The organism is Pseudomonas sp. B20(2017), from assembly GCF_002113125.1.
Taxonomy (GTDB): Bacteria; Pseudomonadota; Gammaproteobacteria; order Pseudomonadales; family Pseudomonadaceae; genus Aquipseudomonas.
Genome location: NZ_NEJP01000003.1, coordinates 293,788 through 308,676 on the forward strand (window position 1 = coordinate 293,788; position 14,889 = coordinate 308,676).

Genomic DNA, 14,889 nt, shown 5'->3' on the forward strand with positions numbered 1-14,889 from the left:
GAAAAAGTGAAAAGTCAGAACCGCGTGCTTTTGAGAAATTCCGCCAGCCGCGGCGATTGAGGACGCTCGAACAGTTCCTTGGGAGGCCCCTGCTCTTCGATGCGCCCCTGATTCATGAAAACGATCTTGTCCGAGACCTCGAAGGCAAAACGCATTTCGTGGGTCACCAGCAACATGGTCATGCCGTCCTCGGCCAGGCCCTTGATCACGTTAAGCACTTCGCCGACCAGTTCCGGGTCGAGGGCCGAGGTGACTTCGTCGAACAGCATCAGGCTCGGGTTCATCGCAATCGCCCGGGCAATCGCCACACGCTGTTGCTGACCGCCGGACAACTGGCCGGGAAAGTGATTGCGCCGCTCCAGTAGACCGACCCGCTCCAGCCATTTCTCGGCCAGGACCACGGCTTCGTCCTTGTGCATTTTTTTGACTTTGAGCAAGCCGAGCGTGACGTTTTGCAACGCGGTGAGGTGTGGGAACAGGTTGAATTGCTGGAACGCCATGCCGGTCATCGCACGATGCCGGGCGATGACTTTTTCCGGATGGCGTACGCGTTTGCCATTGAGTTCGTCATAACCGATGGATTCGCCGTCGAGCAGGATCTGCCCGCCCTGGAATTCCTCCAGCATGTTCACGCAGCGCAACAGCGTGGTCTTGCCCGAACCACTGGAGCCGATCAGCGTCACCACGTTGCCGCGCTGCATGCTCAGGTCGACGCCCTTGAGCACTTCGACCGCGCCGTATTGTTTGTGCAGGCCACGGATGTCCAGCAGGGGCTGACCGTTCTGGACGTTGGAAACTTGAGCTTGAGTCATGGCAGGGCCACCCGCTTTTCAATGTGCCGGCCGAGTAATTCGATGCCGTAGTTGATGACGAAGAACAGAAAACCGGCGAACAGATAAAACTCCAGGGTCATGAACGTCCGGGCGATGATCTGCTGGGTGCTGAGCAACAGCTCGGCCACGCCGATCACAGACAGCAAGGTCGAGGCCTTGACGATTTCCGTGGACGAGTTGACCCAGGTCGGCAGGATCTGCCGCAGCGCCTGGGGCAACAGCACATAACCGAGGGACTGATAGAACGTCAGGCCGATGGCCTTGCCGGCTTCCATCTGTCCGCGTGGCAACGCCTGCAACGCACCGCGCACGATCTCGGCCACGTGGGAGCCGCAAAAAAGCGTCAACCCGAGCGCGCCGGCCTGAAATGCGCTGATCTGCCAGCCGAGCGCCGGTGCCATGTAAAAGCACGCCAGCACCAGCACGAACACCGGCGTGCCGCGAATCAGGTCGACATAAAAGCGGAACGGCGCGCGCATCCAGAACTTACCGTAGGTCAGAACCAGCCCGGCGAATACGCCGATGACCGTGCCGAACAGAATGGCCAGCGCCGACACTTGCACGCTGGTCAGAAAGCCTTGCCACAAGGCTTCGCGGGCAATCCACAACTCATGCAACCAACTGGTGGATTCGTACATCGCAGCCTCCTATCGGCGGATTGCCAGACGCTGCTCGAGGTAACGCAGCAGCATGGCAATGAGGTAACAGGCCGCGACATACAACGCCGTGGTCACCAGCCAGGTTTCGATCACCCGGTAGCTTTCGACGTTGATCTTGCGCGCGTAATAGGTCAGCTCCGGCACCGCGATCGCGGCGGCCAGCGAGGTGTCCTTGAACAGCGAAATGAAGTTGTTCGACAGCGCCGGCAGCACGTTGCGCAACATCACCGGCACGGTGACGTAGGCCTTCACTTGCCATTCGCCCAGGCCGATGGCCAGCCCCGCTTCACGCTGGCCTTTGGGGATGCTCAACAAACCACCGCGGAACACTTCGGTCAGGTACGCCCCGGCATACAGCGACAGGGTGATGATGAACGACGGGATCTTGTCCAGCCGGATCCCCAGGCTCGGCAACGCAAAGTAGATCAACAGAATCAACACCAGAATCGGCGTGTTACGGATCACCGTCACATACACCGATGCCAGCACCCGCAAGGCGCGATGCCTGGACAGCAAGGCAAACGCCATCAGCAGGCCGATCACGCAGCCGATGGCGATCGACACCAGCGCCAGTTCGAGGCCCAGACCGAGCCCCGCCAGCAAGGTGTCGAAATCGCGCCACACGGCGGCAAAGTTCAACTGATAGTTCATGGTCGGCAGTACCTTGAGCGGGGCGCAGCACGGCGCCCCACTCTCACGGGATCATTTGAATTCGACAGGGAAACCGATGGCAGGCGATGGCAGATCCACGCCGAACCATTGCTTGAACGACGCGGCATAAGTCGGGAACTCAACGCCGGTCATCGCTTCATGCAGGGCGGTGTTGACGAAGTTCAGCCAGTCCTGATCGCCACGTTTGACGGCACACGCATAGGTCTGCGGGCTCCAGGCATAGGTCGGGCTGCGATAGCGGCCAGGGTTCTGCACCATCAGGTATTTGACCGAAGACTGGTCGGTGGCGGCGGCATCGGCGCGACCGGAGTTCACCGCCTGATACATCAGATCGACGCTGTCGTACTGATCGACCTTGGCCTTGGGCAGCGCCTGATGCACCAGCTCTTCGGCGTACACGTTCTGCAACACCGCCACGGTCACGCCATCGCCACCGGCCTGCAGGTCTTCGATTTCCTTGTACTTGCTGTTGTTCGGCAGCAGCAGGCCGACGCCTTCGCGGTAGTACGGCAGGGTGAACGCCACTTGCTGCGCACGACTGGCGGTGACGGTGATGAACTGGCAGCTCATGTCGACCTTGTCGGTCAGCAGGTTGGGAATCCGCGCATCCGACGACTGCACCACGAACTCGACCTTGCTCGGGTCATTGAACAGCCCTTTGGCCACCATCCGGGCGATGTCGATATCAAAGCCCTGCAACTTGCCGTCCGCGCCCTGGAAGTGCCACGGTGCATTGGTGCTGCCGGTGCCCACGATCAATTTTCCACGGGCCAGGACGCTATCGAGCTTGCTGTCGGCCGCCTGGGCCATACCCATGACAGCGGACGAAGCCGCGAGAACAAAAACACACGCTTTGAACAAGGAAGGTCGGCGATGCATGGCAAGCACTCCAGAGAATTGTTTATTCCGCTATACCGGAACACGGTTTGTTACTACGGAATAGACAGCAGAAAGTGTGCCACAGGATTCGCGGGGAATCTGCAATGGATGGAAAATTCCGAGGAATCAAAGAGATATGTAAAAAGAAAAAATAGAGAAATAGTGAGAGAGCGGAGCGTGCGCTACCGTTGGCCACAACAATGCGGGTAGCAGGTTCCCAGTCGGTGCACGGGTGATCGATTCAGGGGCAGTGCCCATTGTTACCGTAAGAGATGCCGAAGAGGATGCAAGCAATAGGGTCAACGTTTGGTAGCAATTTTGTATACGTCTCCCCGCTCCCTTTTACCAATGGCAATGACTGTCACGATCAGCACTTCGTCTTTGACGCGATAGACCAGTCGATACCCGACATTCCGCAGCTTGATCTTGTAAGCCCCTCCAAGTCCTCTGAGCCGGTCAGCTGGAACATGCGGATTCTCAAGCCGCTCCTGAAGCTTCTTCTTCAACTGCTCCTTGAGATTCGCGTCAAGCTTTTTCCATTCTTTCCAGGCCTTCTCCGAAAACTCCAGCTCATAGGTCATCTATCGAGACCTTTATGGTCGGATCATTTTCCCGTTCCTTGCACAGAGCAATCAGCTCCAGATCCTCAAGGCGATTCATCAGCGCCTCATAGGCTTCTGCCGGGACGCAATAAAAGGCCGGCTCATTGCGGTTGAGAATTGCGACTGAAGCACCGCCGCCTGCTGCGACAGTTCCCATGGGATTTTTTTTCAGTTCGGAAATGCTTGCCACGACTTGGGAAAGGACAATATGAGTCATGAAGGTTTGCCTCGGAGTGCTTTTCAGAGTGCTGAAAATAGCACTCCAGGACGCATCTGACTTCAATCCTTTTGCTACTGAAACTGCTTTCAAACCTGCATCGCTGCCCATCCGGAGCTCCTTTGATAAATGTCTGAAAACGATACCAACTGCCTGGCCTCCGCGGATCTAAGTCTTCTGAGGGAATGCTCTTGCATCAAAGTAGGACGAAATCATCCTTTGTAAGACCTACCTGTAATTTCTGACAGTAGACCGCCGTTTTGCCCTGCTTTAACGTCAAAGGCCTTCCAGATTCATTGCTCAGGAGGCTCCAATGACGACACCGACCCGATATTCAGCGTTGCCCCCGACGTACCGGAAGGTCTTGAAAGCCAGGCGCCTTGTCGTCCTGTATTTCTTCAACGAGCACTGCGGTGCCTGCGTGTCTTCCGGCCCCGTTTTCCTTGAGATCGCCAAGCCCTTTCGGCCTTGGATGGATATCTTCATGCTCGATACAGCACAGTGTTGTCGGCATCCGGATGTCACGGGCACGCCAACGTTGTTTTTCTACAAGGAAGGCGTTCTGATCAAAAAACTGAAAGGCATCGGTTCGCAAGAATCCCTCCTGCAAGACTTCACCCAATTCCTCGGCAAAACCAGACACTGCGCTGCACCGCGCAAACCGACCCATGACCTGAACTGGCTGCGCCACACCCTCAACACGCTCTGCACCATTCCCCGCGCAAAACGATGGAACTTTTCCTGAAAGTGCCACCTAAGAGCCATCAGGTAATGGCACCGTCGTTCCAATTGATCTGTAACAACTAGCCTCGAAGCCGGATTGGACAAGCTCCCATCCGGCTGCTTTTCTTTATTTCTCAGAAAGAGATAAGTGCTGCCGGCCCTCGGGTCGCAGCCTTGCTTCGTCCCAGGAGGGGTCAATGTCCTTTAATGTCATGATGGTTTTCGGTACTCGCCCGGAGGCCATCAAAATGGCCCCGCTGGCCCGGGTTCTGCGTCAGTGGCCCGACATCAAACTCAACATCTGCTCCACCGGCCAGCATCGCGAGATGCTCACTCAGGTGCTGGATGCATTCGAACTGACGGTCGACGAAGACCTGCAAGTCATGACCCACGGCCAGACCCTGAATGGTCTGTCGCAGCATCTGCTCGCCCAGCTCGATCAGGCCTACGAACGGGTCAAGCCGGACATCGTGCTGGTGCATGGCGACACCACGACCAGCTTCATCGCCGCCCTCGCCGCTTTCAATCGGCAACTGCCTATCGGCCACGTCGAGGCCGGTTTGCGTACCGGCAACCTGCGCGCGCCCTGGCCCGAGGAAGCGAATCGACGTCTGACCGGCGTGCTTACCGACCTGCATTTCCCGCCGACCTCCAAGTCCGCCGCCAATCTGCTGCGCGAAGGCGTACCCGAAGACAACATTGAAATCACCGGCAACACCGTTATCGATGCCTTGCTGTGGATGCGCAAGCACCAGCAGGAAATCGATTGGCATCCGCCTGCCGATTCGCCTCTGGCGGCGATTGATGAACAGCGCCGGATGATTCTGGTCACCAGCCATCGACGGGAAAACCTCGGCGACGGTTTCCGCAATATCTGCCAGGCCCTGGCCGAACTGGCCGAACAATACCCGGACGTGCAATTCGTTTATCCGGTGCACCTCAATCCGCTGGTGCAGGAGGTGGTGTACGGCATGCTGGCCAACAAGCCGAACATCTATCTGGTGCCACCGCAGGACTATCCGAATTTCGTCTGGCTGATGGGCCGCGCGCACTTCATCCTGACTGACTCCGGTGGCGTCCAGGAGGAAGCCCCGGCGATCGGCAAACCGCTGCTGGTATTGCGCGACGTCACCGAGCGACCTTCCGTGCTCGAGAGCGGCACCATGCTGCTGGTCGGCACCGACAAGGCGCGCATCGTCAAGGAAGCCCGCCAACTGCTGGACGACCCGGACACCTACGCGCGCATGAGCCGCGTGCACTTCCCCTACGGTGACGGCCACGCCAGTGAACGCATCGCCACTCGCCTCCACGCCTGGCTGAGCGCACGCTCGGCGGCGGGTAATGGGGTATGAGCCTGGGTTGGGTCGATTTCTTCGCGTATGTGCTGTTCGGTCTCAAATATGTGGCGATTGCCCTCGCCCTGTTGATGTTCATCCTCGGCCTCGATGACCTGTTCATCGATCTGGTGTACTGGAGCCGCAAGTTCATCCGGCGCTGGCGGATCTACGAGAAGTTCAAGCGTGCTGATGAAGAGCGTCTCTATTCGATTCCCGAGAAGCCGCTGGCAATCATGGTGCCGGCGTGGAACGAAGTCGGCGTGGTCGGTGAAATGGCGCGTCTGGCCGCCTCGACCATCGACTACGAGAACTATCAGATTTTCGTTGGCACCTACCCCAACGATGCCGAAACCCAGGCCGATGTCGACGCGGTGTGCCAGCACTACCCCAACGTGCACAAAGTGGTTTGCGCCCGCCCCGGCCCGACCAGCAAGGCCGACTGCCTGAACAACATCATCGACGCCATCCTGCGCTTCGAGAGCGAGGCGAAAATCCAGTTCGCCGGGTTCATCCTGCACGACGCCGAAGACGTGATTTCGCCGATGGAATTGCGCCTCTACAACTACCTGTTGCCGAACAAGGATCTGATCCAGATTCCGGTCTACCCCTACGCGCCGGAGTGGAAAGGCTTCACCGCCGGACACTACGTCGATGAGTTCGCCGAAAACCACGGCAAGGACGTCATCGTCCGTGAAGCCCTCACCGGCCAGGTGCCCAGCGCCGGCGTCGGCACCTGCTTCAGCCGCAAGGCCATCAGCGCTCTGCTTGAGGACGGGGACGGCATCGCCTTCGATGTGCAGAGTCTCACCGAGGACTACGACATCGGTTTCCGCCTCAAGCAGAAAGGCATGAAATGCATCTTCGCCCGTTATTCGGTCAGCGATCCGAAGCTGGCGCTGGAGCAACCCTGGGTTTTCGGCATGAACCGCGAGTTCTCCCAGGTGATCTGCGTGCGAGAACACTTCCCACGTGACCTGCAACACGCAATCCGGCAGAAATCGCGGTGGATTGTCGGTATCGTTTTTCAAGGCACCAAGAACCTCGGCTGGAGCCGCAAGGGTCTGCTCAATTACTTCCTCTGGCGCGACCGTCGCGGGCTGATCGCCTACCTGCTGAGCTTTTTGGTGAACCTGCTGTTCCTCGTGCTGCTGGCGATGTGGGCGGTGACGGTCATTTCCCCGGACTCGTGGCGCTATCCCTCGATCCTCGCCGACAGCTCTTTGCTCTCGGCATTGCTGTGGCTCAACGGCTTGATGCTGCTCAACCGCCTGTTTCAGCGCGGCTGGTTCGTCACTCGCTATTACGGTCTGGTCGAAGGTCTGCTGTCGGCCCCACGAATGATGTGGAGCAACTTCGTCAACTTCTTCGCCAACCTGCGCGCCCTGCGTCAGGTCATGGAAATGGGCGATTCGCGGCGTGTGGCCTGGGACAAGACCACCCACGAATTTCCGGCGCTGACCAAAGCGCAGCGCACCCCGCTCGGCCATCGGCTGGTGGAAAAAGGTCTGCTTACCGAAGAACAACTGGAAGCGGCGATCACCAGCCCTGTGCGCCGTCGACTGGGCCGCGAACTGCTGCTGCGTGAGTACATTGACAGCACGCAACTCGTACAAGCCCTTGCCGAACAGCTGGATCTGGAATGGGCGCCGCTCAATCCGTTCAAGCTTGACAAACGCCTGATTGATGCGGTGCCGCGCCGGGTCGCGTCACATTACGGCGTACTGCCCGTGGCCGAAGAAGGCGACACCCTGATTCTGGCCTCCGAAGGCCCGGTCAGCCAGGTTTCGCTCGGCGCCATCAGCCGTCAATTGAAACGCCCGGTGCGCAGCCGTCTTGCGCCTCAGGGCCGCGTCACATTGGGGATTCGTTACTGGTACGCCAGCCCCCGCCAGAATGAGGAAGTGCGTCACATGCTCGAAGTGCTTGAGCGCCATCAGGACGATGAAGCCCTGATGGAACGGGTCAGCCGCCATCAGGTGCTGCTGGGCAATCTGCTGCAAGTGCGCGGTATGGTGCCGCCAACCCTGTTCAATCAGGCGTTGATCGATTTCGATGCCGAGAAAATGTCGCTCGGGGAGCATCTGATTTCTCGGGGCATGATCACCCAAGAGGTACTGGAACAGGCCCTGTCCGATCAGGCCAGCGAGCAGCAAGCCGCCTACCGCATTGTCCGGGAGGTCGCATGAAGCCTGTGCATCGTCACACCCTGCTGATGGGCAGCCTGTTGCTGGGCCTGAGCACTGCGTATCCGCTACAGGCGGCCCCGCTGAGCGACTTCGAACAGTTCCGCAGCTACCCCTACATGGACCGCAGTTATCGCGAGGCGAAAAAGGGCAACTGGAAAGAAGTCGAGCGACTGATGCGCCACTTGCTGGAAAAGGTCCCGAAAAACGATGAAGCCCGAGCGCTATTGGTGGAATCTCTGGCCAAGCAACGTCGTTACAAGGAAGCCCTGCAAGCATTGCCGGACGACAGCAACGCCCTGCTCGACCTGCGCCTGACCTGGATCGAACAGGATCCACCGACCAGCACTCAAGTGGAAAGCTGGATGGCCACCAGCAATCTGAATGACCGCGTACGTCTTTGGCAGGCCTACAGTCTGAGCCTTGCCAAGTTCGGCGGCGCAGCCAAGGCCCATGACTGGCTGGCACAACTGGCGCCCAAGGGTGACGACAACATCCTGCGCCTGGCCCGCGCCAACTGGTCGGAGCAACTGCGCGACTGGAGCGGCACCATCGACCAACTGGCGCCGCTGGCCGCGCGCAAGCAACTGGACGCCGAAGGCTGGCAACGGCTGGCCAACGCTTACGTGCAGCGTCTCGATGAAAAGCCGCTGCAGCAACTGCTGCAACAGGCGCCGAGCCCCGAGGCCGCGCGCAACGTTCGACTGGCGATGGTCGACCGCGCTATCGCCATGGGCCACGAGCAACAGGCCCAGCGCTGGATGCAGTCGCTGCCGGCTAGCGACCTCGCCGATCCCGCGCAACGTCAGCGTTTGTGGGAACTGGCGCGCAAGACCGAAGATGTGCCCACCGTGCAGCGCCTGAGCAACGATCTGCAACGTCCCTGCCTGGAGACCGCCGAATGGCTGTCGCGCCAGGATCCGGAAGCGGCACTCAAGCAACTGCACAGTTGTACACCGACGGATGATCCACAAACCTGGCTGGTACTCGCCCAGCGCCTGCAAGCCACGGATCTTTTGCAACGCACTCGTCTGCCGGAGCCTTGGGATACCCGTCGTCAGGCCCAAGTACTCGACATCTGGCAGGAGCAGGGTCGCAGTGCGGAGGTCAACGCCTGGCTGGCCGGGCAGAAACAGACGCCCGATATCGTCAAGCGCCGCGCAGAACTGACGCAACGCATGGGGCGAATGATCGAAGCAGAAACCCTGTGGGAACTGCATTACCGGCAGACCGACAACTTGTCCTCGCTGAATCAGGCGACTTACCTGGCGGTGAATGCGGGCGATCGTGCGCATGCCCAGCAGCTGCTGGAGTCCGCATTCGATCGTCATGACGGACGTTTACCGGCGACGGCGTTGCAGCGGCTGGCCGGTCTATATGCCGCAGCGCCATCCACGACACCCGAGCAACAACGGCGTATGGCGCTGCTGCTCAACCGGGTGGACGGCGCCACACGCGGCCAACTGCTCGCGCAACTCGCGGAGACCGGCCAGTGCGACGCCGTGCAGCAAGCCATCGGCAGCCACCCGCAAGCGGCTGGCGATTACCGCGCACTCGGTCGCTGCGCCATGCCTGAACGCCCGGGTGAAGCCGTCGTCTACTACCAGCAGGCTGAAAAGCTCGGCGATCGCAGCAGTCGTCTGCCGCTGGCCTATGCCCTGGAAGCGGCCGGTGATTCTGCCGGCGCACTGGCCATCTGGCGCAGCTTCCCGACCGCCGAACTCAGCGACAACGCACGTCTGACGGCCAGTCGCAGCGCACTGAATGTCGGCGACAGCCAGACCGCCGAAACCTACTGGCAACAGAGCACCACTCGCGGCGCCAATGAGTGGGCCCTCGGCGCAGCCATTGCCGATGCACGGGGTGATCACACCCAGGCACTGCAACGTCAGCGTCAGGCCCTGCAACTGGCACCGGATGCCGGGCACTTCTACGCCGCATCGGTTACCGCGCAAAAGGCCGGCGATTTGCCGCAAAGCACTGCTTGGCTGGCCGAAGCGGTACGCCGCGAGCCGAACAACCCGCGTTATCGCGCCGACTACGGCATGCGTCTGGCCGGTGCCGAAACCCGCGAAGAGCGCGCCACGGCGATTCCGTATCTGCAACAGGCCACCCACGATTTCCCCGAGGATTACCGTCTCGGCGAAACCCTGGCCTGGCGCTACGACGAAGTCGAAGACAGCGCCTCTGCCCGCAAGGAACTGCGCCGGGTGATCGATCTGGAGCAGAACCCCGTAGCCGCCGACGACGAAGACGGCAGCATGGAAGCCCGCCGCTATCGCCAGCGCCGCGCCCATGAAACGCTATCGCGCCGTGACAGTCGCACGATTGCCAGTACCTGGTCGCCCGCCGGTGTTTCGACCAACGACTTCGTACGCCCGGACGAAAGCCAGGGCTCGCGCCGTCGCGCGGACTCGCAGAACGTGCAGTTGGCGATGTGGGACCATGCCCTGGGCGAAGAACCGAGCCGCGCCGGCAGCACGCTGTCGGTGTACGGTCGCGTGCTGTTGGGCGGACAAGGTCGCTCCAGTTACGCGGAGTCCCTCGCCGCCGGTGTCGGTCTGCGCTACAAACCGTGGGGCACGCAGAACATCAACTTCTACGGCGAGATCTACAAACAGAGCCAGTTCGACGATGACGACAGTCACAGCCTGAGCCTCGGCCAGATGCTGGTGCCGGAAAAGCTGTTCGATCAGGTCAACGATCACCGCAAGGACGGCCACACCACCACAGACTACCTGCTGCGCGCCACCGCCTCATTCCTCGATCAGGGCAAATACCGCAACGACTGGCGCGTCGACGAGAACGATTGGGACGAGCGCTTCCTCTACCTCGATGCAGCGTGGTGGACCAAGGCCGGCGATCACCAGTGGCTGTCGCGCTTCCAGCAAGGTCACGCCTGGAAACTGCCCAACAGCGGCGCCCAGACGATCATGCCTTACGGCTTCCTCGAGTTTGCCAGCCAGGACCCGAGCAACGACTGGCGCCAGGACCTGCGCACCGGTGTCGGTCTGCGCTGGCAATGGTGGTATGACGAGGATCGCTACAACGCCTACCGTTCGAAACTGACGGTACGTACCGAATATCAACAGTCGCTGGGCGGCAATCTGTATGAAGGCGGCAACGGTGTACTGGTGGGCGTGGAGTGGAATTTCTGATGGCTCGATGGATATTGTGTTTGTGCCTTCTGATGAGTGCCACTGTCGCCAAGGCCGATGAGCGGGTGTTCTATCAGCCGCTGAATGTCGACGCCGGGCTGACCCAGGCGCAATGGCAAAAAATCTGGCAGGACACCGCCAAACAGGGCACACGAACTGTGATTGTGCAGTGGACCGCCTATGGCGACTCGGACTTTGGCGGTGCCACTGGCTGGCTCGCCAACAGCCTGAAACTCGCTCAACGACAAGGTCTGCAACTGGTGCTCGGCCTGGCGATGGACCCGGCCTACTACCAGCGCATCGACGAACTGGACAGCGCCGGTCTCGGTGCGTACTGGCAGGCACAACTGGGGCAGTCCCTGGCCCAGCAACAGAAGCTGCGTCAGGATTGGAAACTGCCGGTCAGCGGTTGGTATCTGCCGCTGGAACTGGATGACCTTCACTTTCTGGCGGCAGATCGACGGGCCACGCTCCAGCACCAATTGAAAGACTTCGCGGCAAAACTGGACGCGCCACTGCATGTCAGCGCCTTCAGTGCCGGCAAGCTGGCTCCAGAGGTCAACGGGCAATGGTTGGGCGAATTGACGACATCCGGCACACAGGTCTGGTGGCAGGACGGCGCGGGCACCGCTCGTTTGGCACCGCTGGTGCGCAACGGTTACGCCACTGCACTCCCCTGCTCCGTAGGCATCGTGCGAGAAGCCTTTCACCAGGTGAGCCGCGAGGGTCAGCCGTTTCGCGCCGAGCCGGCCAGTCCGGATGCCAGCTCGCCTGGCTGCCATCAAAGTGCAGTGTTTTCCCTGCGTTATCGGCCGTGGGGAAAGGCGATTCTCGACAACCAACGCAAGCATCAGGGCAGCGATGTACAAAACCATTGAAGACGAAGTCCTGAAGAAAACTGCGCCCGCTGAAGTGTGGGAAGAGTTCATTCAACATGAGTTCGAGCGGCTCCACACGTTCTGCCTGCTGATTTATCTGGCGAGCATGGGCATCTGGCTGGCTTTCGATTTGATCGTCAGTTTCCTCGGTGATCAGGATTTTACCTGGCGCTCCATGGTTTTCATCGCTGCGTTCGCGATCATTGCCGTGGTACTGATGTTTACCCGCAAGGCTCGGCATTTCGACTGGTTGAACCTGACGTTCGTGGCGATCATCACAATGGGCATCAGGATGGTGATCGATGGTCTGCCGCCTTCCTTTCACGGGATCTGGCTGGTCCTGGCCGCCGCCACCACGCTGTACAGCGCGTCAGTGCTGCCGCTCAGTCGCTGGTCGTTCTTCACCGCTCAAGTCATCACCTGGCTGATGCTCAATCCGTTCATGCACACCGGCATCGACCTGCTTGAACTCAAAGGCGTGATGACCATCGCCTACAGCGTGTTTCTCTGTGCGTTGACGATCTATACGTTTTTGAAGCTGCGCGAGGCCAAGCTCTACAACTACATCATGTCCAAACTGCTGCTGGACCAGGCCTACAACGACACCCTCACCGAAATCCCCAATCGTCGCTCGTTTATGACCCGCGCCGGAAAAACCCTGCAAGCCGTACCGCGCGAGCATGACCATTACCTGGCGATGATCGACATCGACAACTTCAAGAAAGTGAATGATGTGTACGGCCACGATATCGGCGATGAGGTGCTCAAGCGCATCGCCGCCGACATCAAAACCGTGATGTCACGCTTCGAATACGCACGACTGGGCGGTGAGGAGTTTGCGATCTATCTGGCCGGTGTGCGCCGCGAGGATGTCGAGGCGCTGGCCGGGGAATTGTGCCGGGTGGTGCGTGAGCAACCGACCCGGCACCCTGTGACCATCAGCATCGGTCTGGCCCGGGTCGAGGACGGCGACACCCTCAACCAGGCGCTGATCAAGGCTGACGAAGCATTGTACGAGTCAAAGCATACCGGCAAGGACCGGTACACTTTTCATCAGTGAGGCCGTCAGGCCTCACGCACCAGCAACACCCGCGTCACGCGACGCTCTTCGACCGCCATCACGGTCATGCCCCAGCCTTCATGTTCCAGTCGATCGCCCTTCATCGGCAGGCGATCCAGCAGGCTCATCACCAGTCCGGCAAGGGTCTGGTAATCCTCGGTGGGCTCGGCGCGAAAACCGGTGTGCTCGCGGATGCGGTTCAGGTTCAGCGCACCGTTGACGATAAACCCGCCCTGCTCCTCGACCACGTCCGGGCCGGCGATTTCGCTGGCGTCCGGCAGTTCACCGGCAATCGATTCGAGAATGTCGGTCATGGTCAACACGCCCACAAAGTCACCGAACTCATTCACCACAAAGGCAATGTGGGTCGAAGCCGCACGCATTTGCTCCAGTGCGTTGAGGATCGAATAACTGTCCAGCAGATTGACGGTCTTGCGTGCCAGGTGTTCAAGGTTCGGCTCGTTGCCGGCCAGATATTCCTTGAGCAGTTCCTTCTTGTGCACGAAGCCCAGCGGTTCATCCACCGCACCGTTGCGAATCAGTGGCAGGCGCGAGTAGGACGAATGCATCAACCGCGTACGAATAGCCTCCGCGTCGTCGGCCAGATCAATGTGGTCGACATCGGCGCGCACCGTCATCAAGGCGCGAATCGGTCGCTCGGCCAATTGCAGCACGCCGCTGATCATCACCCGCTCGCGACGGTCGAACAGCTCCGCACTCGGGGCTTCACCGTTATCCAGCAAGTCGGAAATTTCTTCGCCAACTTCTTCTACCGCCAGTTTGCGCCCCCCCAGCAGACGCATCACCGCATGGGCCGTGCGTTCACGCATCGGGCGCAAGCCCTGCATCGAGCGCTTGCGACGAGCGCGGGCGATCTGGTTGAAAATCTCGATCAGGATCGAGAAACCAATGGCCGCGTACAGGTAACCTTTCGGGATGTGGAAACCCAGGCCTTCGGCAGTCAGGGCAAAACCGATCATCATCAGGAAGCCCAGACACAGCATGATCACCGTCGGGTGGGCGTTGACGAAGCGAGTCAGCGGCTTGCTGGCAACAATCATGACACCGATGGAAACGATCACCGCGATCATCATCACCGCCAGTTCATCGACCATGCCCACGGCGGTAATCACCGCGTCCAGGGAAAACACCGCATCGAGCACGACGATCTGCGCCACGATCGGCCAGAACAGCGCATAAGCGGTGTTGGTCGAGCGCTCGCCGATATGGCCTTCCAGCCGTTCGTGCAACTCCATGGTCGCCTTGAACAACAGGAACACACCACCGAACAGCATGATCAGGTCACGGCCGGAGAAACTCTTGCCGAACACTTCGAACAACGGTGCCGTGAGGGTGACCAGCCAGGAAATACTCGCCAGCAGGCCCAAACGCATGATCAGCGCCAGGCTCAAACCGATGATCCGTGCACGATCGCGCTGATGAGGCGGCAATTTGTCCGCCAGGATCGCGATGAACACCAGGTTGTCGATACCCAGCACCAGTTCCAGCACGATCAGTGTCAACAAGCCCAGCCATGCCGTGGGATCCGCTAACCATTCCATAATCTGTCTCTATCTCTCTTCAGTGAATTCAGGCTGCCGGACACGGCAAAGCGCGGCGCGAAAGCTCAAAGGCTGCGCCAACAACGATAGACGGGTGTCGGAAAACTGGATGTTGCGAGTGCGTCA

13 protein-coding genes are annotated in these 14,889 nt (G+C 59.8%); 6 read left to right on the forward strand and 7 right to left on the reverse strand.

What is annotated here, in order from left to right; genetic code table 11:
• Positions 1-14: 14 nt before the first annotated feature.
• The 6 genes from CAF63_RS06490 to CAF63_RS06515 all read right to left on the reverse strand — a co-directional run bounded on the left by CAF63_RS06490 (position 15) and on the right by CAF63_RS06515 (position 3,862).
• The gene (locus tag CAF63_RS06490; RefSeq protein WP_007960239.1) at positions 15-812 is read right to left on the reverse strand and encodes an amino acid ABC transporter ATP-binding protein; all 798 of its coding nucleotides are present in this window, start codon (positions 810-812) and stop codon (positions 15-17) included.
• Positions 809-1,471, reverse strand: coding sequence for an amino acid ABC transporter permease (locus CAF63_RS06495; protein WP_085683869.1), 663 nt, complete (start codon positions 1,469-1,471; stop codon positions 809-811). The genes CAF63_RS06490 and CAF63_RS06495 overlap by 4 nt, the downstream gene beginning before the upstream one ends.
• A gap of 9 nt (positions 1,472-1,480) precedes the next feature.
• Positions 1,481-2,143: an amino acid ABC transporter permease gene (locus tag CAF63_RS06500; protein WP_007960243.1), complete on the reverse strand. Its 663-nt coding sequence runs from the start codon at positions 2,141-2,143 to the stop codon at positions 1,481-1,483.
• 51 nt (positions 2,144-2,194) lie between these two features.
• A complete protein-coding gene (locus CAF63_RS06505; protein WP_007960245.1) occupies positions 2,195-3,043 on the reverse strand; it encodes a transporter substrate-binding domain-containing protein in 849 nt (282 codons plus the stop codon).
• Between the two features lie 299 nt (positions 3,044-3,342).
• Positions 3,343-3,624, reverse strand: coding sequence for a type II toxin-antitoxin system RelE/ParE family toxin (locus tag CAF63_RS06510; protein ID WP_085683870.1), 282 nt, complete (start codon positions 3,622-3,624; stop codon positions 3,343-3,345).
• Positions 3,614-3,862 (reverse strand): type II toxin-antitoxin system Phd/YefM family antitoxin, encoded by a 249-nt coding sequence (locus CAF63_RS06515; RefSeq protein ID WP_085683967.1) that lies wholly within the window; start codon positions 3,860-3,862, stop codon positions 3,614-3,616. The genes CAF63_RS06510 and CAF63_RS06515 overlap by 11 nt, the downstream gene beginning before the upstream one ends.
• A 313-nt stretch (positions 3,863-4,175) precedes the next feature.
• On the opposite strand from CAF63_RS06515, the gene CAF63_RS06520 reads away from it, so the two are divergent.
• The 6 genes from CAF63_RS06520 to CAF63_RS06545 all read left to right on the forward strand — a co-directional run bounded on the left by CAF63_RS06520 (position 4,176) and on the right by CAF63_RS06545 (position 13,201).
• On the forward strand, positions 4,176-4,607 hold the full coding sequence (locus tag CAF63_RS06520) for a co-chaperone YbbN (RefSeq protein ID WP_085683871.1): 432 nt from the start codon (positions 4,176-4,178) through the stop codon (positions 4,605-4,607).
• 175 nt (positions 4,608-4,782) lie between these two features.
• A complete protein-coding gene (gene wecB, locus CAF63_RS06525) occupies positions 4,783-5,937 on the forward strand; it encodes a non-hydrolyzing UDP-N-acetylglucosamine 2-epimerase (protein WP_085683872.1) in 1,155 nt (384 codons plus the stop codon).
• On the forward strand, positions 5,934-8,108 hold the full coding sequence (gene nrfB / locus CAF63_RS06530) for a cyclic di-3',5'-guanylate-activated glycosyltransferase NrfB (protein WP_085683873.1): 2,175 nt from the start codon (positions 5,934-5,936) through the stop codon (positions 8,106-8,108). Before wecB ends, nrfB begins: the two co-directional genes overlap by 4 nt.
• Complete coding sequence (locus tag CAF63_RS06535) at positions 8,105-11,263, forward strand: phage receptor (protein ID WP_085683874.1); 3,159 nt, start codon at positions 8,105-8,107, stop codon at positions 11,261-11,263. Before nrfB ends, CAF63_RS06535 begins: the two co-directional genes overlap by 4 nt.
• Entirely contained in the window at positions 11,263-12,141 is an 879-nt protein-coding gene (locus CAF63_RS06540; RefSeq protein ID WP_085683875.1) for a DUF4434 family protein, read from the forward strand. The genes CAF63_RS06535 and CAF63_RS06540 overlap by 1 nt, the downstream gene beginning before the upstream one ends.
• Positions 12,125-13,201 (forward strand): GGDEF domain-containing protein, encoded by a 1,077-nt coding sequence (locus CAF63_RS06545; RefSeq protein WP_085683876.1) that lies wholly within the window; start codon positions 12,125-12,127, stop codon positions 13,199-13,201. Before CAF63_RS06540 ends, CAF63_RS06545 begins: the two co-directional genes overlap by 17 nt.
• Positions 13,202-13,206: 5 nt before the next feature.
• On the opposite strand, the gene CAF63_RS06550 is transcribed toward CAF63_RS06545, so the two are convergent.
• Complete coding sequence (locus CAF63_RS06550) at positions 13,207-14,763, reverse strand: TerC family protein (RefSeq protein WP_085683877.1); 1,557 nt, start codon at positions 14,761-14,763, stop codon at positions 13,207-13,209.
• Positions 14,764-14,889: the final 126 nt, after the last annotated feature.